At 32.9% G+C, this 20,158-nt stretch carries 20 protein-coding genes and 1 pseudogene; 8 read left to right on the forward strand and 13 right to left on the reverse strand.

All coding sequences use genetic code 11. The annotated features are described in order from the left end of the window. Window positions 1–217: 217 nt before the first annotated feature. Window positions 218–787 (reverse strand): GNAT family N-acetyltransferase, encoded by a 570-nt coding sequence (locus tag KZH69_RS06985; protein WP_219316739.1) that lies wholly within the window; start codon window positions 785–787, stop codon window positions 218–220. A 378-nt stretch (window positions 788–1,165) separates the two neighbouring features. Between KZH69_RS06985 and KZH69_RS06990 the strand changes: the two genes are divergently transcribed. From KZH69_RS06990 to KZH69_RS07005, 4 genes are all read left to right on the forward strand, one after another. Continuing rightward, entirely contained in the window at window positions 1,166–1,843 is a 678-nt protein-coding gene (locus tag KZH69_RS06990; protein WP_219316740.1) for an SDR family NAD(P)-dependent oxidoreductase, read from the forward strand. A gap of 45 nt (window positions 1,844–1,888) precedes the next feature. Then, window positions 1,889–2,488, forward strand: coding sequence for a SprT-like domain-containing protein (locus KZH69_RS06995; protein WP_219316741.1), 600 nt, complete (start codon window positions 1,889–1,891; stop codon window positions 2,486–2,488). Between the two features lie 37 nt (window positions 2,489–2,525). Further along, complete coding sequence (locus KZH69_RS07000; RefSeq protein WP_219316742.1) at window positions 2,526–3,584, forward strand: mannose-1-phosphate guanylyltransferase; 1,059 nt, start codon at window positions 2,526–2,528, stop codon at window positions 3,582–3,584. Between the two features lie 112 nt (window positions 3,585–3,696). Continuing rightward, window positions 3,697–4,620, forward strand: coding sequence for an EamA family transporter (locus KZH69_RS07005; protein WP_219316743.1), 924 nt, complete (start codon window positions 3,697–3,699; stop codon window positions 4,618–4,620). A 1-nt stretch (window position 4,621) separates the two neighbouring features. On the opposite strand, the pseudogene KZH69_RS20745 reads toward KZH69_RS07005, so the two are convergent. Then, window positions 4,622–4,738, reverse strand: a pseudogene (locus KZH69_RS20745) (ABC transporter ATP-binding protein); the annotation flags it as partial. A 198-nt stretch (window positions 4,739–4,936) separates the two neighbouring features. Here KZH69_RS20745 and KZH69_RS07010 point away from each other — a divergent pair. From KZH69_RS07010 to KZH69_RS07025, 4 genes are all read left to right on the forward strand, one after another. After that, complete coding sequence (locus tag KZH69_RS07010; RefSeq protein WP_219316744.1) at window positions 4,937–5,347, forward strand: carboxypeptidase-like regulatory domain-containing protein; 411 nt, start codon at window positions 4,937–4,939, stop codon at window positions 5,345–5,347. Then, entirely contained in the window at window positions 5,344–5,964 is a 621-nt protein-coding gene (locus tag KZH69_RS07015; protein WP_219316745.1) for a hypothetical protein, read from the forward strand. The genes KZH69_RS07010 and KZH69_RS07015 overlap by 4 nt, the downstream gene beginning before the upstream one ends. Before the next feature lie 67 nt (window positions 5,965–6,031). Then, window positions 6,032–6,559 carry a Riean_0653 family protein gene (locus tag KZH69_RS07020; RefSeq protein ID WP_219316746.1) on the forward strand — a complete coding sequence of 176 codons (528 nt, stop codon included), beginning with the start codon at window positions 6,032–6,034 and terminating at the stop codon, window positions 6,557–6,559. 99 nt (window positions 6,560–6,658) lie between these two features. Further along, complete coding sequence (locus tag KZH69_RS07025) at window positions 6,659–9,808, forward strand: T9SS type A sorting domain-containing protein (protein WP_219316747.1); 3,150 nt, start codon at window positions 6,659–6,661, stop codon at window positions 9,806–9,808. A gap of 82 nt (window positions 9,809–9,890) precedes the next feature. Here the strand turns inward: KZH69_RS07025 and KZH69_RS07030 are convergent, their stop codons facing one another. The 11 genes from KZH69_RS07030 to KZH69_RS07080 all read right to left on the reverse strand — a co-directional run bounded on the left by KZH69_RS07030 (window position 9,891) and on the right by KZH69_RS07080 (window position 19,582). Further along, window positions 9,891–10,652, reverse strand: a complete 762-nt coding sequence (locus KZH69_RS07030; RefSeq protein WP_219316748.1) for an ABC transporter ATP-binding protein — start codon at window positions 10,650–10,652, stop codon at window positions 9,891–9,893. Beyond that, entirely contained in the window at window positions 10,649–11,398 is a 750-nt protein-coding gene (locus KZH69_RS07035) for an MlaE family ABC transporter permease (protein ID WP_219316749.1), read from the reverse strand. Before KZH69_RS07035 ends, KZH69_RS07030 begins: the two co-directional genes overlap by 4 nt. Before the next feature lie 112 nt (window positions 11,399–11,510). Further along, window positions 11,511–12,359 (reverse strand): glycosyltransferase family 2 protein, encoded by an 849-nt coding sequence (locus tag KZH69_RS07040; RefSeq protein ID WP_219316750.1) that lies wholly within the window; start codon window positions 12,357–12,359, stop codon window positions 11,511–11,513. Between the two features lie 70 nt (window positions 12,360–12,429). Beyond that, the gene (locus tag KZH69_RS07045) at window positions 12,430–12,957 is read right to left on the reverse strand and encodes a methyltransferase domain-containing protein (RefSeq protein ID WP_219316751.1); all 528 of its coding nucleotides are present in this window, start codon (window positions 12,955–12,957) and stop codon (window positions 12,430–12,432) included. Window positions 12,958–13,156: 199 nt separating this feature from the next. Next, entirely contained in the window at window positions 13,157–14,215 is a 1,059-nt protein-coding gene (locus tag KZH69_RS07050; protein ID WP_219316752.1) for a 3-oxoacyl-ACP synthase III family protein, read from the reverse strand. A gap of 528 nt (window positions 14,216–14,743) precedes the next feature. Beyond that, the gene (locus KZH69_RS07055; RefSeq protein ID WP_219316753.1) at window positions 14,744–15,406 is read right to left on the reverse strand and encodes a TonB-dependent receptor plug domain-containing protein; all 663 of its coding nucleotides are present in this window, start codon (window positions 15,404–15,406) and stop codon (window positions 14,744–14,746) included. 485 nt (window positions 15,407–15,891) lie between these two features. Next, window positions 15,892–16,509 (reverse strand): AbiU2 domain-containing protein, encoded by a 618-nt coding sequence (locus tag KZH69_RS07060; protein ID WP_219316754.1) that lies wholly within the window; start codon window positions 16,507–16,509, stop codon window positions 15,892–15,894. A 159-nt stretch (window positions 16,510–16,668) separates the two neighbouring features. Then, window positions 16,669–17,406 carry a protein phosphatase 2C domain-containing protein gene (locus KZH69_RS07065; RefSeq protein WP_219316755.1) on the reverse strand — a complete coding sequence of 246 codons (738 nt, stop codon included), beginning with the start codon at window positions 17,404–17,406 and terminating at the stop codon, window positions 16,669–16,671. Window positions 17,407–17,596: 190 nt separating this feature from the next. After that, window positions 17,597–17,959: a hypothetical protein gene (locus tag KZH69_RS07070; protein WP_219316756.1), complete on the reverse strand. Its 363-nt coding sequence runs from the start codon at window positions 17,957–17,959 to the stop codon at window positions 17,597–17,599. A gap of 396 nt (window positions 17,960–18,355) precedes the next feature. Then, on the reverse strand, window positions 18,356–18,844 hold the full coding sequence (locus KZH69_RS07075) for a hypothetical protein (protein WP_219316757.1): 489 nt from the start codon (window positions 18,842–18,844) through the stop codon (window positions 18,356–18,358). A 423-nt stretch (window positions 18,845–19,267) separates the two neighbouring features. After that, window positions 19,268–19,582, reverse strand: a complete 315-nt coding sequence (locus KZH69_RS07080; protein ID WP_219316758.1) for a GIY-YIG nuclease family protein — start codon at window positions 19,580–19,582, stop codon at window positions 19,268–19,270. Window positions 19,583–20,158: the final 576 nt, after the last annotated feature.

Consider the following 20,158-nt stretch of genomic DNA (forward strand, 5'->3'; position numbering starts at 1 on the left):
TTTTAACCATATAAGTCATATAAGTGAAGAAGAAGGATGGTTTTTGAAATCAATAAAAAAAGTGATTATAAGTAAAAAAATTTTTTGAGTTGTAATTATACTAAAATGAACTTTCGATTTTACTTTATTTTATTCAAATTAAGCTTATATGACTTATATGGTTTAATATTGCAGCCAACAAAATGCTGTTAATTTTAGTATTAAGCTAAGAAAACAATTAGATAGAAGGTTGACTCATATCATAACCCAAAATAAAATAGTTGTTATTGTTGAATTCAAAATCGCCAATAATAGCCCATTTCAGTTTTTCAATATGTGCTTTTTGAGAAGGTATATTGGTTTTGTTGATAAAAGTTATACTTATTGGAAAACGTTTCACAAGGTGTGTTCTCATAAAATCAAAGAAAGGATTAATTAAACCTTTTCCTCGATATTTTTTGTCAATACAAATAGGACCATACTGAAAAGTATTGCGATCAGTCATCTTAAAATCTTTGAAAGAAAGACCAGGCAGCATTGGAGTCATATGATTAAAAATAGCCCATTGACTGAAATAATCCCAACTTGCAGCAAAGATATAAGCAATAATTTTGTTGTTGTCTTTGGCAATAAACAAACCTTCTTGTCGAATTACTTCTTGCAATTGATCTATCGAAAATGGAGTGGTTACAAACCCTGAAGCCTTTTCTTCTTCGGTCATATTCGAAACTAAATAAATGCTTTGTAAGGCTATTACTCCTTCAATGTCTGAATTTTTTGCTACTTCAAATTGTATGTTTTCAATCATTTTTATAGTTCTAGATGGGTTGTTTTTTTGCAAAAATAAGTAAAAGTCTAGTGTTGTTTTTTAAATATTCCAGTATTATTTGAGATCAATATCTTTTTTTAGAATTTTAATTTCTTCTTTTGGCTCTTTGACTCGGATATTGATTTTCTGGTACTTCTATACTGCCCCATTTCTATCGGCCAAAATATCCGGTTTAGCTTGGATTTACGAAAGTAAAAAACAATTGGCAGTATTCGTTTTTTTTTAATGAAACTCCAATTTTTACGGTTCTTATTTTATTTTTAGAGTTGTATTTTTTGTCTTTTTATAAAAGGATAAAAATATATTATTTAAAATTTAAAAGTACAGTTTTTTAACTGTTTTGACTATTTTTGCTACATGAAAAATATTATTATTACGGGAACAAGTAGGGGAATAGGTCTTGAGTTGGCTTTGCAATTTGCCAATGCTGGACATCAAGTGCTTGCTATTTCAAGAAAAATAAATGAAGCTTTGCTTTTACATAAAAACATAACATGTCTCTCAGTAGATATATCGAATGAGGCAGAGTTGCAAAAAGTGTCAAATTTTCTGTCTGCATCTTGGAAAAGCATTGATGCTGTCGTTCATAATGCTGGTAGCTTATTATTAAGACCTTTTTCGGAAACGACACAGCATGATTTTGAAAATATATATAAAGTCAATGTTTTTGGCGTTGCTAATTTGACACGCATTTGTTTGCCTTATTTGCAAAAAGGCAGTCACGTAGTAACCATAAGTTCTATGGGGGGGGTGCAAGGAAGTCTTAAGTTTGCTGGATTGGCAGCTTACAGTTCCAGTAAAGGAGCTGTGATTACGCTATCTGAGTTACTGGCTGAAGAGTATAAAGAACAGGGGATTTCTTTTAATGTTTTGGCATTAGGATCTGTACAAACCGAAATGTTGCAAGAAGCATTTCCTGGATATCAAGCGCCACTATCAGCTAGTGAAATGGCCAATTACATTTATGATTTTACGCTTACGGGAAATAAATATTTTAACGGTAAAGTTTTGCCAGTTTCTTCGACAAATCCGTAAGAATTGTAAAATTCTAAATTCCAACCCAAATCCTTATAACTAGTTTTGCCAGAAACACTTTTAAAATATTTGCCGGAACATGCCGTAAAGCCAGTTTTTGAACTGATTGTTACGCATCAAGTGCATCTCAAAATTGTAAATGAGAGGCAAACCCGTCACGGAGATTATCGAAAAGGTTTGAATGGGAAGCACGAGATTACGGTTAATTCCAGTCTCAATAAATACAAGTTTTTGATTACGTTGATTCATGAAATTTCACATTTGGTGGCATTTGAGAAATTTGGTAGACATATTAAACCACACGGAGATGAATGGAAACATTCTTTTCAAAGGTTGATGATACCGTATATTCGACCAGAGATTTTTCCAAATCATTTGTTACCTTTGTTGGCTAGGCATTTCAAAAATCCTACTGCAAGTAGCGATACTGATGCCACATTAGCATTGGCCTTAAAGCAGTATGACAAACCAAATGATAAAAACTATATCTTTGAGATTCCTTACGGTAGCGTTTTTAGAATCTCTAATGGTAAAGTTTTCAAGAAGATAGCCATACGAACCAAGCGATACGAATGTTTGGAAGTTAGCACCGGGCGTCTGTATTTATTTAACCCCAATGCCGAGGTAGAGTTGTTACCCGGATAAAAATGATTTGCTGTTAGGGCAAATAAAATAAAATAAAATGAACAAAAATTATTACGCAATATTGATGGCAGGAGGAATCGGTTCGCGATTTTGGCCAGTAAGTACGAGAGAATTTCCGAAGCAATTTCATGATATGTTGGGTTCAGGGGAAACTTTAATTCAGAAAACTTTTAGTAGATTATCACAAATCATTCCGAAAGAGAATATTTTGATTCTGACTCACGAAAGTTACAATGATTTGATTTTGGAACAATTGCCAATGGTAACTCAAGAACAAATTGTCTTAGAACCTGCGATGAGAAATACGGCTCCTTGTATTTTGTACGCTTCTTTGAAAATAAAAAAAATAAATCCAAATGCAGTGATGGTCGTCGCTCCAAGCGACCACTGGATTGAAGATGAAATGCAATTTGTTGCCAATTTGCAACGTTCTTTTGATTTATGTGAAAGAGAAGAATCGTTGATGACTTTGGGAATTTTACCAACTGCTCCAAATACTGGTTATGGTTATATTGAATTTGATAAATTAGATAGCCGTTCGATAAAAAAGGTTGTCCAGTTTCGAGAAAAACCTGATTCCAAAACAGCAAAAGGTTTTATTCAAAGCAGAAATTATTTGTGGAATGCCGGTATTTTTATCTGGAGCGTGCGATCTATTTTGAAAGCTTTTGAAGAATTTCAGCCAGAAATGTTTGCTCTCTTTATGGAAGGGTTTAATGTATATAATTCGGATAAAGAAAGTGACTTTATTCAAGAGAATTATCCTAAAGCAGCTAATATTTCCATTGATTATGCTATCATGGAAAACGCCAAGAATGTCTACGTCCTTCCAGCTACTTTTGATTGGAATGATTTAGGGACTTGGGGATCACTACATGAGAAACTACCAAAAGACGATAATAATAATGCCGTTGTAAATGCAGTAGTTTTGCTGCAAAACGCATCGAATAATATCATTAGAACAGCTATAGGAAAACAAGTAATTGTTGATGGACTTGATGATTACATTATAGTAGATAAAGATTCAGTCTTGTTGATTTATCCCAAAAGTAAAGAGCAAGAAATTAAAGCAATTGTATCTCAGTTGAAATCCTAAAAAATATTTTTTATTCCTTTTAAATCAAAAAAGTGACTTCTTAAGAATCTTGGGGAAACTCAATTTTCAGAAAGGAATCATTTTTTTGTTTTATAAAATAGCCCAAAATAATATGTCTAAAAACGAAAATCAATTTCTTATCTATCTCGCTTTTGCGGCTATTTTTATTATTTGGGGAAGTACTTATTTCTTTATCTTTTTGGGACTTGAAACCATTCCGCCATTTATGTTGATGGGAATGCGATTTGTAATTGCGGGTTTACTTTTACTGATTTTAATAAAAGCGCAAGGAAATTTAAAGAAACCAAGTAAGGAAGCCATACTCAAAAATTCAATTTACGGAACTCTTTTACTTGTTGGAGGAACAGGGTCAGTCATGTGGGCTGAGCAATTTGTTCCTTCTGGAATTGCTTCAATAGTAGTTTGCAGTTTGCCTTTTTGGTTCTTGATTTTGGATTATCCAAAGTGGAAAGAAAACTTTTCAAATGTTAGTTCGCTTTTGGGATTGATTATTGGTTTTGCTGGGGTTATAATTCTTTTTGATGTCAATGAATCTGTTTTTTCAGACCATTTTGTTTTGGGGGTAATAGTAATTATTGCCGGAGGAATATCTTGGGCATTGGGTTCTTTGTTTTCTAGATACTACCCTACTGATTTACCTACCTTAATGAATGTCGCTTTACAAATGATAAGTGCAGGCTTGTTTTGTTTAATACTATCATATTTAACGAAAGAGACTGAAGGTTTTGTTTTTAGTAATATATCTTTAGCTTCTTGGTTGAGTTTGGGATATCTTATCGTTTTTGGAATACTCGCTTTTGTTGCTTATGTATGGCTAATAACCAAGCGTTCCTTGATACAAGTTGGGACTTACGTATATGTAAACCCAGTTATAGCAGTTTTCTTAGGTTGGTTATTTGCCAAAGAAACCATAAGCACAAAACAGATACTTGCCTTAATAGTGATTCTAATAGGTGTGGTTTTAATCAACTGGGTTGGTTATCGAAAGACTTTATTCGAAAAAAGTAAAGCCTAATTTATCCTTTTAAATAGGCTTCTCTTACTTTCTTGAATAATTCAGAAGAATATACAAATTCAACAATAGCTTCATTTTCGGTAAGGAAAATGTCTTCTTTGTTTCTTTCCCAAGATTTTGTTCTTTTAAAGGATAGAATGTTTTTTTAAATTTTACTACATAATTCCTTGAGTGGTTACTCATAGTTTATTTGCAATTCAAATTATACCATAAATGAATTATTGTTGAGTCTAATGCAACTATTTAATTAACTATAATTTAACATGAAATAGCTTAAAAATAATTATTTTTGAGAGAAATGTCTCTTAATTATAATATGAAAAAACAACTACTTCTAATTTTATTATTCTTAAGTATAAGTTGTGAGCCATTAGAATTTTATGGAGATACCTTTTATACCGTAAAAGGAAAGATAACAGATGCAAATGACAAACCTGTTTCAAATCTTAATTTAAAGGTTTATGCTCGAATAATTATTTATGATAATTCTTTAGGAAAAGATGAAGATGAGGTAGTTATGGCCTATGGAAAAACAAATCAAAATGGGGATTTTCAAATTACTTTCCCAAAATCAAACACAGTAAATTTTTTACTCATAGATAACGACTATAAAATAATTGATTCAATACAAACAAAATCATACGAATTAAATGCGGCAAAATTAGACTTTAATAAAATGTATGATTATACGTTTGATTTACAAAGTATTAAAGTTATTAGAGAATGAAAAAATCACTTGTCTTCTCTTTTTTATTTCTTTCCAGTTTCATACATTCTCAAAACGCAGAAACACATTTCGATAAATTAGTATCTTTTGGGTTTTCAATAGGATTTAAAACCTATATGGGGAATAATTTTATTGCAAAAACATATAATGATAGCTATCCAGTAGCTACGGGCAGTAGTGTTAATGTTTGCAAAAATTTTGGTGCAGGATTCTATTTCAAAAAAAATAGTGCCTCACTACAAACAACTCAATATGTAGGAAACAGTGTTAAGGGAACCTTTATAGAATGGGGTTTTTATTCTTGTTACTATGCTCAACTTAATAATAAATGGCTTTTTGTGCCAAAAATTGGAATAGCGACTTTTAATCTAAAAAATGAATTATATCCTTATTTGTATAGCTCTAAAAAAAAGTACTACACTACTGGAACGACCTATTTTATTGCACCCGAAATCAATTATTTTCTCCATAATAATATAAGTCTATATTCGAGTATAGGATACGGCATTATTGATTTGTCAAAAGTAAGAGCAAGTTCTTCATTAGATATAAACTACACTTCTTCAAATCAACTTAATCTTGAAGTAGGAATACGATTTTGGTTTGGCAAAAGGTAATAATTATACTGCAACTATTTTTGAACGTAAAATAATAAAGATGAATAACACCAAATAAACAATAATTATGAAAAAACTATTTTTTTTATTCGCAACAATTACATTACTAATCTCTTGTAACAAAGACGATGACAAGCCCATGAACCCAATTGACCAACTACCACCTGCGACACAAATTGGTGCGAATACTGCTGGATGTTTGGTAAATGGGGAAGCTCTTTTACCAAAAGGAACTGGAATAATATTGAATTGTTTCTACCAAGATGGATTGAATTTTGGGTTGTCGATTACGGAAAACAAAAATAATATTCAAAAAAGCATTGGAATTGCCAGTTTAAATCAAAAACTAGAAGTAGGTCAGACATATCAACTTACAGAATATAAGTCTAATACAAAATATGGTAGTTATATTATTTATTACTCTGATTTTAGTGAAGACAAATATCTAACTACATTATTGGTAAATGGAGAACTAAAAATCACTAATCATAATTTTGACAAAGCTATAATTTCTGGTACATTTTGGTTTGATGCGATAAACTCTGAGGGGAAAGCTGTTAAGATAAGAGAAGGGCGCTTTGACATGGAATATTAATGCAATATAAATCTATAAAAAAGAGAACTATCAGCTAGGCTGGTAGTTTTAAATTTAAAAAAACAATCACTTAACTACCATTTAATTAGAACCAAAACTATGAAAAAAAATGTATTATTTCTTTTTTCTCTCTTGTTTTCTGTATTTACAAATGCACAACAAGATATCAACACTACTTTTGCGACACAAATGAATACTGTGTTTGGATCGTTGGACAAAACCAAAGTACCCCACGGTATCCTGCTCGATTATGGTATGGAATTTACCAATGTGCCTGCTTACAACGGTACACTTACGGATAGTACGTATTCAGACAAATCTAGTTTAAAACAAATCTACAATACTTTGCTTTCTAGTAGAGTAAGGGAATTGAGTACCGCATGGATAACCCCTACAGAATATGACACTAGATGGAATAGTAATAGAACTGCTGGTGTGATTGCTTTAAGTGGTTTGTATTTTAAATATTCACAGTTTGCGAGTAATGCCCTTACTGCCAATAAAATTACATTGTCTAGCAATAAATTTTATGACAAGGTAATCAGCGGTATGTGGCAAAATCCGTACGAAGAGTTACAGACTTTTGCAATGGCAGCTCCTATAAAACAATATGACGAATTGAGTATGCAGGTTAAAATCCCATCAAATATATTTATTTCTAATTATCAGAACCTTATCGCAAGCATACAAATAGATTTTGATAACGGTCAAGGATATGTAACTGTCCCTTACAATCAAAATATTGCAGTTAGTTATACATCGTATGGTTTGAAAATTTGGAAGTACAAACTCAACCTGACCAATGGCACCTCTTTATACAATCAATCTAGAATGAAGATTGGAAAAAATTCAACTAATGGACAAATAGGACTTCCAGTCCCTCCACCCTGTCAAACCTGTAGAATCTCTGCAACTGAAAGTCCGGTAAGCATAACAGCTACAATTCCTTATTTAGGAGGATTGGGAACTGTAAAACTTACGATTGATTATGCTGGAGACCCTAATCAGGGACTCAAAAAACCGCTAATTGTAGCCGAAGGATTTGACCTTGGTGTAGTATTGAATCCTGAAAAAGCGTATGGAAACAATACATATGCTACTTTTAGGAATACACTTTTTAATTCATTTAGTTCAGAATTAAAAAATCTAATTTATGAAGACAATAAGCAATACGACATTGTTTATGTAGATTGGGACAATGGCGTAGATTATATGCAACGCAATGCTTATGCGCTTGAGGCCGTTATAAATTATGTGAATGCTAGAAAAGTTTTGAGTGGAAGTACTACGAAAAATGTAATTTTGGGACAAAGTATGGGTGGTGTTATTGCTCGTTACGCCCTTGCAGATATGGAGCAAAGAGGTGTGGATCATAAAACGAGTTTATTTATCTCGCATGATGCACCACAACAAGGAGCTAATATTCCGATTTCTTTTCAGTATATGTTTCGTCATCTTACTAGACAGTATGTAAAATCTCCTTTATTATTGTATGGAGGAGAAACGTTTTTGCCTATGCATACAGATTCCCAACCCGTTTCTTCGTATTTATCCATTCTAGATGCTCCAGCTTCTAAACAATTGATAGCAAATTTTGTAAATCCAAGTTACACAATAGACAATTCAGAAAACACTTCTTTCTACAATGAACTAAAAGGTAAAGGACTTGCTAATAGCGGAGGTTACCCTGTACAATGCAGGAATATAGCTATCAGTAATGGTAGTGAATGCGGTACAACCCAAACTTTTAACCCAGGAGACGATTTGGTCAATTTTCAATTGAATAAAGGGCTATCCTTTTGGGGGGATTTATTAAGTTTGGTTTATAATCCTTTAGGTGGTGCTATAGGTGGCGATTACATTGATAGAGATTTGTATGGTGTAGCGGTTTTAGGAGCTTTTCCTGGACATTCAAAATATAATGTTGATTTTCAGGCAAAATCATTATATGACAGTTCTGGAAACCAAATATATAAAGGTCGTGTATCTTATACCAAGAAAATTCTTTGGGCTCTAAATATCACAATTGACATTACTAATGTAACGAAAAATCAACCATCGGCTACTTTACCTTTTGATACTTATGGAGGAGGTTATTTTGATACAAAAACTCTTGCGGGGACAGTTAGCAGTCCAAATCTTGTTATAAGAGATCATTTTGGTTTTATTCCAACAGCAAGTGCTTTGGATATTGGAAAAAGAAACGTTCCCTTAATTGATGTGGACTACAAAAAGTCCTATGTTGGAGCAATACCACTTGTTGCCCCCAAGAATAGCCCGTTTGCCAATTTTACCACAGATTTTGATAAGGCAAACCCAAATGCACACAACAAACAGCACATTTCATTTGACACTAGGAACGGAAAATGGTTAGCATCAGAACTAAATGCTTTGAGCAATGCTAGTTTAATCCCTGAAAAAACGGATTGTTCCTATATCTGTTCAGATTCTCAAATCACAGGAAACGCTGTATTATGTAGTAGTGGCACATATTCTGTTCCTAGTGGTGCTACATGTAGCTGGACTATCGCAGAAGGTGCAAATTTGGTAACACTTTCGGGAAATGGAACAAATCCAGTTGTATTAAATCCCTTATCAGCATCAGCAAGTGGTAAAGTTATTTTAAGTTCTTATTTTGGAAATAGTAATTGTGGGTATAAAACTTTGACTAAATCTATTTTTGTTGGTAAACCTAGCATTGAAATAAAATTAACATCTGATAGTAATTATGCTACTATAGATTTGGTCAGTGCCAATAATGTTGATATTACACAACAAGGAATTACATCAACAACGTGGACTAAGATAGCATCAACCAATAGTGGTAATGGTGGGGGAAGTGGTCTTAGTGGTTTTGGGAATGGACCAAATTTTAATTGGACAATAACTTTAGTAATTACTGCAACAAATGCATGTGGAACTACTTCTATAACAAGAGTTGTTACCTGTGCTCCACCTGTTCCTTGTGATAATGCCTATAATTTGGTTGCAAAATCATCAAATGGGTATGTTGCAAATAAAATAATTGACCCTTGTGAAGGAATTACAGGTCCCCAGAAAACAAGTATTCAAACTACAAATGTTTCTGATAAAGAAATAACTTCGGCAAAATTATATGATATTTATGGTGCGGAAATTAGAAACTATAAGACAAATGATTATTTTATGGATGGAATAAAGAATGGTGTTTATATTCTAAAAGTTCAAATAAAGGATGTCATGCTTACAAAAAAAATAATTATAAATTAAATCTCAAAAATTGATTATATTGTTTAAAATGGTTTTGAGTTTTCTCAAAACCATTTTTATTTCAAACATAAAAGTTAAAAACCTACCCTTTCAAATACGCTTCTCTTACTTTCTTGAATAATTCAGAAGAATAAACAAATTCAACAATAGCTTCATTTTCGGTAAGGAAAATATCTTCTTTGGTTCCTTCCCAGGCTTTAACGCCATTTTTTAGAAATAAAATTTTATCGCCAATTTCCATTACAGAGTTCATATCATGGGTGTTTACGACCGTTGTGATATTGTATTCTTCTGTGATTTCCCGGATTAGGTTGTCAATTAAAATTGCGGTATTGGGATCCAATCCTGAGTTGGGTTCGTCGCAAAATAAATATTTTGGATTATTTACAATGGCACGGGCAATAGCGACCCTTTTTTGCATTCCTCCTGAAATCTCAGAAGGTAATTTTTTGTGTGCGCCCACTAGGTTTACTCTTTCTAAAACAAAATCAACACGTTTTTGAATTTTAGCATTGCTGTCATTAGTAAACATTTTTAGAGGGAAAGCCACGTTCTCGGCAACAGTCATACTGTCAAAAAGAGCACTTCCTTGAAAAAGCATACCAATTTCGGTGCGGATTTCTCTTTTTTCATCGGCGCTTAAATCAGAGTAAATACGTCCGTCAAAAGAAATGGTCCCTACTTCTGGAGTGTGAATTCCCAATAATGATTTTAATAAAACGGTTTTTCCAGATCCACTTTGACCGATAATCAAATTGGTTTTTCCTGCTTCAAAAACACTGGAAACTCCTTTTAGAATTTTGACACCGCCAAATGATTTTTCTATGTTTTTTATTTCTATCATTTTGTTAAAAGTAATTGGGTAATAATATAATTTAGCAAGATGATGGTAACCGAAGTCCATACAAAAGAGACCGTACTGGCTTTACCAACCTCAAGTGCTCCACCTTTCATATAGTAGCCATGAAAAGATGGTATAGTCGCTAAAAGCATCCCGAAAATAAAAGTCTTGGTAAATGCATAAACAATGTGGAAAGGAATAAAATCTCGCTGTATCCCTTCGATAAAGTCAATACTGGCGCCAAAACCTCCATAAACTGTTGCGATATAACCACCAGCTATGCCTAAAAACATTCCGATACCAATAAGGAAGGGATATAAAAGTAAAGCTATAATTTTAGGAAAAACCAAATAATTAAGAGAGTTAACCCCCATTACTTCTAGTGCGTCAATTTGTTCGGTAACGCGCATCGATCCTATACTGGAAGTTATAAAAGAACCCATTTTTCCGGCCATAATGATAGACATGAAAGTTGGTGCAAATTCTAAAATTACAGACTGACGTGTGGCGTACCCGATAAGGTATTTTGGGATAAAAGAGTTGGTAAGGTTCAAAGCGGTTTGCATAGAAACAACTCCACCAACGAAGAAAGAGATGAAAGCAACAATTCCCAATGAATCAATAATTAAATCATCGACTTCTTTGAAAATTAGACCTTTCATGACAGACCATTTTGTTGGTTTGTTGAAGATTTCTTTCCACATTAAAAAATATTTCCCGATTTGGGAGGTATAGCGAATAAGCATCATTTTTTAGTATTCAGTTTACAGGTTGCAGTATTCAGAAAAAAATACAAGTACGCAAAAATACTGTATTTTGTTGGAATTTTAGATTTTGTTTTTAATTCAGAAGAGTATAGTATTAAAACAATTTTTCTTTCATTTTTTGTAAACGATAGTTTCTTATGAAACGGGCTTGTTCGTGGGTTACCAATAAAGGTGTTTTTGCTTTTTGTGCTTTCCAAAAACCTTTGATGTAATCGAGAAAGAGAAGTGGTTTTTTCTTCATCATGGCCAATTTTACCGATGCAATTGCTGTAATCCAGAAACCGTATCCAAGTGTGTAAAAAGCTTCTCCTTGTTTGTAACGAGCTGTTTTACTGTAATTGGCTCCGGTTGGTTTGAGGTGTTTTACGTGCAAAGAGGAGTCTGTGACTACTTTCCAATTGTAGAATTTACAAAGTAATTCATCTACGGTATCCCAACCCATTGCGGGTTTTAAGCCTCCAATTTGCTGAAAGGTTTCTTTTCGATAGGCTTTTAATGCACCTCGAATATGGTCTTTATCGGTTAGGTTTTCTAAAATCCAATCGCCATTTTTTTCAATGTAGCAAAATCCGCCTGCCATTCCAATTGTTGAATCGGATTGAAAATGTTTAATTATGGTTTCGAAGTAATTAGAAGGAAAAATTAAATCGGCATCAATTTTTACGATTAAATCATAATCTTCGTCCAAAGTTTCAAATCCTTTTTGAAAAGCTTGAATTACCTTGCTTCCGGGTAAATGTATTGCTTCGGAGGTTTTGTTTACCAAAGTAATAAACGGATGGTCTTTGGCGAAAGCCAAAACAATTTCGGCCGTTTTATCGGTAGAATTATCGTTGACAATCACTACTTTTTTTGGTAAAACAGTTTGCGAAATCAAGGATTGCAAGGTCAAAGCGATAAAGGCTTCTTCGTTGTAGGTCGGAATTACGATGTAGTATTTCATTTAAAAAATTTTAGATTTTTGATTAACGGTTTGTTGCAAAACGTTAATCAAAAAGCGTTAATCAGTAATCTTAACTCTGAATTTTTTCCGCGTAAACAATGTAATATCTGGGAGTGAAAAATCGCAATAATGGGCGAAATCCAATTTTTTTAACTGGATGGGTGAATTTCTCTCTATCAATGATTTTCCATCCTGTTTTTTCCAATAACCAGTCCAATTGCCAGTCTTCAAATTCGTGGTAATGTCTGTCCCACATATCCGTTTTACTGCGATAAGCTGATGAAAACCACAATCGCAAGGGGATTGATATTACTAATTTGTCCGATTTGATTTCGGTTAAAATAGTATAGGGATTGAGTAAATGTTCGAAAATTTCAAAAGCCGTTACCACATCTTGTTTTCCTTCGGAAAAAACACTTTGATTTACGTCCAAATCTTCGCCAGTAGTGTTTTTTACGGTGAAGCCTTCTTCTTTCATGATTTTAGAAAAAGGATTGTCAACTCCCAAATCTAGTATGGTTTGCGAGGTGTTGATATGTTTTTTTAAAAATTCTAAAGTATGTTTGAATCTTTTATTGGGAAACGTTTTTTCGTACATGTTTTTAATTTTTAACTATCGCTTTTGCTTTAGAGTTTGCAAATATAAAGATTCTGTTTCTTATACGGTTTGTAATTTCAAATTTGTCCAAGAATATCTATGTGGATAAGAGATTTGTATTTGATTTTGCTTTTAAAAAAAAAGCCCACTGCACAAAAAATAGTGAGTGGACTTAAAATAAATAAGCGTACAGCTTAGTTTAATAGCGATAGACAAAGGCGTTGATATTCATTCCTGCTCCCACAGAAGCAAAAATGAGTACATCTCCTTTATGGATTTCTTGGTCTTCGATTTGGCCTCTTATCAAAAGATCAAAAAGCGTAGGAACGGTTGCAACACTACTGTTTCCAAGTTCGTGTATACTCATTGGCATAATGTCTTTTGGAGGAGTTTGCCCATATAATTTGTAAAAACGGTGAATGATGGCTTCGTCCATTTTTTCGTTGGCTTGGTGAATAAGGATTTTTTTAACATCATCAATTCCTAAACCACTTTGATCCAAACAACTTTTCATGGCTGCTGGAACTTGGCTCAAGGCAAATTCATAGATTTTACGACCGTACATTTTGATGTACTTAGTGTCTGGGTCTAAATCTGGGTTGTATGATTTTCCGAAGTAAAGGAAATTCGCTTCTTCGGCAGCATAAGTTGCACTTTCATAAGATAACATTCCGGTTTCATCATCTGAGGCTTCTATAACAGAAGCTCCCGCACCATCAGAGTAGATCATAGAATCTCTATCGTGAGCATCTACAACACGGGATAAAGTTTCGCCACCTATGACTAGACATTTTTTGGCCATGCCTGATTTTATGAATGCATTGGCTTGCAATACGCCTTCAATCCAACCTGGACAACCAAAAAGAATATCGTAAGCGACACATTTTGGATTTTTTATCTGTAATTGGTGTTTAACTCTAGTTGCCAAACTTGGAATTATATCCGATTGGGATGTACCAAATTTTACATCACCAAAATTGTGTGCAAAAATGATATAATCAAGTGTTTCAGGATCTATTCCTGCATTTTCTATTGCTTTTTGAGAAGCAAAAAACGCTAAGTCTGAGGCAGTGTATTTATCCTCGGCATATCTTCTTTTTTCGATACCCGTAATACCTTTGAATTTGTTAATTACGACTTCGTTTGGATAAGCAAAAGGAGAACCATCTTCATTTAAAAAAACATGTTCACTAAAATCGGTGTTGCTAATCTTTTTCTCAGGAATATAGCTTCCTATACCAGTTATTTTTATTTTCATTTTGATAATTTCCAGAATAAATTTTGGCTAAATTAATTATAATAAATGTATAAAGGGCAAAATATTTACTATGCATGCATATAATTGCAGAATATTAAATATATGGTAAAATTATTGAATATATTTTATTGAAAATCATTAAATGATGCATTTTATTCTTGGAATCGCTATAAATAACAAAGTGGGTTTTTTTTGTTAAAAAGTCAATTCTCTCTTTTGCAAGGATAAATATCATTTTATTTTAAATAAAAAAGTTTAGCTATTAAATGCTGATTTTGTTTAAAGTAGCGAGGACTTTTTTGGAGAATATTTTATGAAAATAAAATAGGTGATGTAGCCCTGATGGGAGCGGCATCCCATCTTGTTTTTTCGACGAGATGGATATAGCGGACAGCAGGAGTGATGCTGATGAATAATGGTAAACTTCTGCTCCTAATTTTTCTTCAGAATTCTAATAAATAAAAAACCCCTTTCAGTTTTTTGCCGAAAGGGGTAGCTTATTCTTTTTAATTTAAATTTAATGAAAAATTATTTTATAGTTGTTATTACTATAACGCCGCTAGACCCTTGAGATCCGTAATAAGAAGCTTCAGCACCTTTCAAAACCCTTATTGATTTTACATTATTAGGAATAAGATAATCAATATTTGAAACTATCATCCCGTCAACAACAAATAATGGCTCTGAAGCGTAATTTATTGAACTAACTCCTTGAATGGTTATTTTGTGATCTCTTGAGACGGTCACTCCCGCTACTCTGCCTCGTATCATGTCATAGATGGTGTTGTAATTACTCTTGTCACCTTGGGTATTTTTACTTTGAGATTTGGCAACATATTTGTCCTCTGATTTTGAATATGCAATTGAAACATCAGTCCCTTTTTCTATTTTTTTTGATTGATCAGCTTCTAAAAACACAAAACTCATCTTGGTTTCATTGTTGTATTTGGAGGATAATAATCCATATTCGTGAGAGTAAACATTGATTGTACTCACCTTTGCAGGAACCAAAACCTCAAAATCACCATCCTTATTTGTTACGACTTTGGAGTATATGGAATCCAAATATATTTTAGCTTTTGCTACGGGTTTATTGTTAAAATCGACAACCTTCCCAGTCAGTTTATTTTGACCATACCCAAAAAAAACAAATGACAAACAAATAGTAAGTAATATTTTTGAAATGTTCATAATGAAATTATTTAATTAAGGATTAGGGAGTTAAGTTATTTAAAAAAAAATGAATAATCAGTACTGTATTGAAATTTTTATCCATTTCCGATAGTGCCGATTTGCCAAAGCTGTTTTTTTATAACTATTAGAGCGCATACAATTCTATAGACATTCACGGAAAAAGGTACTATCTTAAAAAACGCAAAAGGCAGAGACATTTTACGTAACGCATAAGGAGAATTCGATGGCGGATTTGCAATCCGTGTACCACCCAATTATTAAGTTTAACTTGTTTTGCAATTCTTTTTTGCAATTCTTTTTTGTCGCTGCTCTCACTTTGTCGATGTACTTTGTGTGCACGGATTGCAAATCCGCCTATCGGGTTTTGGGACTAAATTAAACCCATTATTCGGATTTACCAAAACATCCCAAATACAAAACCAACTTTCCGTTTAGCCAATTGCCCAAATCCGTTGTAGTAGCTGTTAGCAGATGTTTTTTATTTAGCCTAAATTTCCTTTTTTGACTCTGTTTCTCCTATTTTTCTTTTCTTCAGCGAGAATTTTAATTAAGTTAAATCGATCTTTATTAAAATAAATTGCCTTAAAACGTACATCAGAATCAAAAGCTACAGAATGAATTTCTGTAATAATTTCTTCTGATAAATTAATCAATATTTCAATTTCTTTAAATCGAATATCTAATAATTTTAAATCATCATTTTTACGATCTTTGTGCGCATAAACTTTATTTCTTAAATTTAAAACGTTCTTAATTAATTTTTGGTTGTCCAGTAATATTTTCTCCCAGTTTTGAATCTTTTCTTCTAATATTCCTATATCACCAAAAGATTGATTTCTTTTTAGTTTGTTTATAAAGTGATTTAAATTATACACATCATTTTTGGAATTGCTAAAAAGTTTAGAAAGTTCAATTATTGTCATTCGCCATAATATGTGACGTATAAATTTAAAATCCCGAGATTCATTTAAGAATTCTGATTCATCTTCTGTTTCAGGTTTATGAAAATAAAAAGCATATCCAAAGCATTCTTTTGAAAATGTCGATATCTCCCAAATACTGTCAATATTTTCTTTTAGTTCTGTTTTTTTTATCTTCATTTTCTTTTAAAATATCTGCTAACGTTCTGGCACTACAGCGGGTTTGGGACTAAATTAAGCCCTATTTTCGGATTTGCCAAATCATCCCAAATACAAAACCAACTTTCCATTTAGCCTATTGCCCAAATCCGTTGTAGTGGCTGTTATGGGCTGTGTTTTTTACTCCGTTATTCTGATTATAGAAAAATCATCAGTCGGTTTCAATCCAAATTCATTTTCTAATATCTTTAGTTTTAGATTAAGCATTTCGTCTTTTTCACAATTCGTTTTTTCGGTTGTTAAAAACTCAATTACATTAATTTCCTCTTTAGATTTATTCGGTGCTAATTGCTCAAAAGTAAATATTCCGTCAGTCGAAATACTTAAGTCTGTTATTTTGTTAAATTCAATTTTCTGTTTTTGAGAATTATAGAACGTTTCAAAATCCTCGGATAAATGAAAACCTAAATAATCGGGTTTATTGTCTTGTTCAAATTCAGTTATTTCTCCATTAACATTTACAAATCCATCTCCAATTGCTAAAATTATTCCTTGTTCATTATTTTTATCAATCAGCATTATAATTAAGGTTGTCAATAATTCTTTGGAGTCAAGCATTAATTGATTTTTTACAATTTTGAGCTCATTTAATAAATCTCGAAGAATAGTTTTTAAGTTTTCTTCAATATTGAGTTCTAATTCATTTTGTTCAATAAATTCTTTATAACCTTTTTCAATGCAAATTTTCTTTAGAATTTTTCCAACTAGAGTAGAAGCAAAATGACTTTCCAATGCAGTTGTGCAACCGTCCATTACTGCGCAAAGAATTTTATTTTTTCCATATTCTCCAATATACAAATGGTCTTCACAATTATTTTGATGATAATCTCCGATTTGTATTGCTGAATATATTTTCATTTATGGATTTTCTGTTTTTTAAAATAATATGTCTTCTGTTTTCTGCTAACATAGCCCATAACTTGTATGTATGTGTCACAAAGTCACATAAAGGCAACCATAATTGGGTAGCTATCCTTGTCAATCCCTACTTATTATTTTCTCAAATATATAACATAAAGATTATAAAACATCTATAAGACTTTTGCGGTTACTCTATTTTATGAATCTTTTTAAACAGATCAAGTTGTGTTTGTAATGTTTCTATTTGTTTCTCGTTTTCGGCGAGTTGGTTTTTCAATTCCTTTTCGGCTTTGGTTTCATAAGGGATGGCCAGTCTTTCGCCCAGTTCCATCAAAAAATTATGTTGTACGGCCTGCGAAATACGCCATAATATGGCAAACTGAAACGACGACTGCTTAAAATACTGGTTGAGGGTAGTAGGCAAGACCTGCAAAAAATCCGATACTTCTTTCTTCTTGGTTTTGTTTTGCTGAAAGTGCCACTTGATAAAGTTCCCTAGAGGTGGTGAGTCATTTTCTCGTAGCTGCTGAAATTTTTTTTTGAGTTCCATCCTGTTGTTTTTAAGTGTTGTAAGGTCAAATATACAATTTTTTATAAAAAGTGGTGTTTATGGCTAACTAAATTGGTGTTTTTGAATAACTAAGTTGGTTGTAAAGCATAACTAAAATAGTTTTAAAGCATAGCTTTGTTGGTGTTTTTACATAACTTAGTTGGTTGTAAAACATATATAATTTGGTTGTAAAGCATAAATTAGTTATTTATAAACACTAGTAGAGTTGTGTAAAAACACCAAATTAGTTGGTTGTTATACCTAACAAATGAAAGATATGGATTGGTGCTTTACTTCAAAAGTAATTGAACTTAGTAAAAATCGTTCTGAAAAGAGCATAAAAAAACGCTTCTTTATACAAGAAGTGTTTTGTGATTATTTTCTATTGCAAAACGATCAATTCGGAGTTGAAGCACGAGTACCCGCGCCTCCCTGTCCTGCAAAGCGTTGTTTGAGTTGTGATACAATAGCATCGGTACCGGCTACACCAGCATCGGCGGCAGAACCAAAAAGTTTGTATAATGTAAGTGCCGATGTATAGGCCTCGCTGCCGGCCAGTAATTGGGTGTCTTCCATTTTTTCAAGCAGTTGTTTGGTCATCATAATAATTTCGTCCAATTGGGTGAAAAGCAGCATGTCATTTTGCATACCGCCTACCGATACATAAGACGGTATTAATGTGGGGTTGTTTACTCCGGCATTAATAGCGTCCTCGGTAAAAGCTTTGTTGCTCACGTTGATCGACGGAAGTGCTATGCGCTCCTCGGTAGTAAGCCCCACCAGAAAAGGAAGGTTTGTAGTAATGGTTTGCAAGGCTGTTTTTACAGCTGTTATTTGTGCAGCAGTGGCAGTGGTGTTAATTCGGTTGTTGGTTAGATTAGCCATAGAATGATGGTTTAAAAGGTTATTTGTTAAGCTAATATAGGAAATTTAGCAATTAATAATAAAGTACACTAAAGTATTTTCTGATTTAATTAAAAGAAAGAGATGCAAAGACTTTGATTGTAGAATTACTTACAGGGATGCTTCCTCCGTAGGGATGCCAATCTTGCCGCGAGAGAATTTTGTGGAGAGACATTATTTTGGTATGACTCGTAGAGAATAGTTCGCAATATTATTCCGCAAGCCATTCCACAATATTGTCATCTCGACGGAGGAGAGATCTTCACAAGTAGCTCCATATAGTATTGTGTTTACATCGAGGAATATCTCAGGGAGATTCCTCCTTCGTTGGAATGACAATATTGCTGCGAGAGAATTTGAGGTGAGACAATATTTTGGTATGATTCGTAGAGAAACTTCGCAATACTATTCGAACAAGTGATTCAAAAAATTAAGTTCAGGATTGATTGTCTTAATAAGATCCAATTTCTTTTCTTTTCTCCAACGCTTTATTTCTTTTTCACGCGCAATGGCTTCTTGAATCCAAGTAAATTTTTCATAGTAAAGTAAAAAACATACATTATAGCTTGATGCAAAAGTTTTATTTTTTGAAACAATATTGTCTTTGTGTTGCTCTAAACGTATTTTCAAATGATTTGTAACACCTGTGTATAAAACAGTTCTTGCTTTATTGGTGATTATATAAATGTAGTAAGTATGATATCCTTCTTGAAATTGCATAAAACTAAAATAGTCTTTTTTTTACAAATGCAAAAGTGTTTTAAAAACATTAAGAGATAAACAATATTATGGAATGGCTTGTGTTTATTCCTTCTCCGACACGAATGACAATATTATGGTAAGACAGTATTGTGGAGATTTGCTTCGCTTGTTCGCTTTCGCTCGAGTCTCCTCTGTCGGAATGACAATATTGTGGTAAAACTTTGTCATTACTTTATTTTTTTTAATCTACTTCTGTATTCAATTTCTAATAATCTACATCACTTAATGTTTGTCATCTCGACGAAGGAGAGATCTTCACAAGTAACTCGACAATCTAAGTAAAATCAGTCTGTTATTCTTTACTTGAATTTTGTATTAAAATGCAGAACGACCAGTTAGTGGTGAGACAATATTGCGGAATGGCTTGTGGAGATCTCTCCTTCGTCGAGATGACAAGATTAACGATGCTGATTGCGGGGATTCCTGAGGCAATTGGTTATCGATTCTATCCTCCTCTGTAGGAATGCTAATTTTTTTGGAAAACACCTTATGAAAAATTAAAGATGTAAACTAGCCCTGATGGAAGCGGCATCT

This window comes from Flavobacterium taihuense, from assembly GCF_019351435.1.
In the GTDB taxonomy this organism is placed as follows: Bacteria; Bacteroidota; Bacteroidia; order Flavobacteriales; family Flavobacteriaceae; genus Flavobacterium; species Flavobacterium taihuense.

Excerpts from the sequence above, each read along its gene's own strand:
- KZH69_RS06985 (WP_219316739.1), bottom strand. The coding sequence starts at position 787 with ATGATTGAAAACATACAATTTGAAGTAGCAAAAAATTCAGACATTGAA.
- KZH69_RS06990 (WP_219316740.1), top strand. The coding sequence starts at position 1,166 with ATGAAAAATATTATTATTACGGGAACAAGTAGGGGAATAGGTCTTGAG.
- KZH69_RS07000 (WP_219316742.1), top strand. The coding sequence starts at position 2,526 with ATGAACAAAAATTATTACGCAATATTGATGGCAGGAGGAATCGGTTCG.
- KZH69_RS07005 (WP_219316743.1), top strand. The coding sequence starts at position 3,697 with ATGTCTAAAAACGAAAATCAATTTCTTATCTATCTCGCTTTTGCGGCT.
- KZH69_RS07010 (WP_219316744.1), top strand. The coding sequence starts at position 4,937 with ATGAAAAAACAACTACTTCTAATTTTATTATTCTTAAGTATAAGTTGT.
- KZH69_RS07015 (WP_219316745.1), top strand. The coding sequence starts at position 5,344 with ATGAAAAAATCACTTGTCTTCTCTTTTTTATTTCTTTCCAGTTTCATA.
- KZH69_RS07020 (WP_219316746.1), top strand. The coding sequence starts at position 6,032 with ATGAAAAAACTATTTTTTTTATTCGCAACAATTACATTACTAATCTCT.
- KZH69_RS07025 (WP_219316747.1), top strand. The coding sequence starts at position 6,659 with ATGAAAAAAAATGTATTATTTCTTTTTTCTCTCTTGTTTTCTGTATTT.
- KZH69_RS07030 (WP_219316748.1), bottom strand. The coding sequence starts at position 10,652 with ATGATAGAAATAAAAAACATAGAAAAATCATTTGGCGGTGTCAAAATT.
- KZH69_RS07035 (WP_219316749.1), bottom strand. The coding sequence starts at position 11,398 with ATGATGCTTATTCGCTATACCTCCCAAATCGGGAAATATTTTTTAATG.
- KZH69_RS07040 (WP_219316750.1), bottom strand. The coding sequence starts at position 12,359 with ATGAAATACTACATCGTAATTCCGACCTACAACGAAGAAGCCTTTATC.
- KZH69_RS07045 (WP_219316751.1), bottom strand. The coding sequence starts at position 12,957 with ATGTACGAAAAAACGTTTCCCAATAAAAGATTCAAACATACTTTAGAA.
- KZH69_RS07050 (WP_219316752.1), bottom strand. The coding sequence starts at position 14,215 with ATGAAAATAAAAATAACTGGTATAGGAAGCTATATTCCTGAGAAAAAG.
- KZH69_RS07055 (WP_219316753.1), bottom strand. The coding sequence starts at position 15,406 with ATGAACATTTCAAAAATATTACTTACTATTTGTTTGTCATTTGTTTTT.
- KZH69_RS07060 (WP_219316754.1), bottom strand. The coding sequence starts at position 16,509 with ATGAAGATAAAAAAAACAGAACTAAAAGAAAATATTGACAGTATTTGG.
- KZH69_RS07065 (WP_219316755.1), bottom strand. The coding sequence starts at position 17,406 with ATGAAAATATATTCAGCAATACAAATCGGAGATTATCATCAAAATAAT.
- KZH69_RS07070 (WP_219316756.1), bottom strand. The coding sequence starts at position 17,959 with ATGGAACTCAAAAAAAAATTTCAGCAGCTACGAGAAAATGACTCACCA.
- KZH69_RS07075 (WP_219316757.1), bottom strand. The coding sequence starts at position 18,844 with ATGGCTAATCTAACCAACAACCGAATTAACACCACTGCCACTGCTGCA.
- KZH69_RS07080 (WP_219316758.1), bottom strand. The coding sequence starts at position 19,582 with ATGCAATTTCAAGAAGGATATCATACTTACTACATTTATATAATCACC.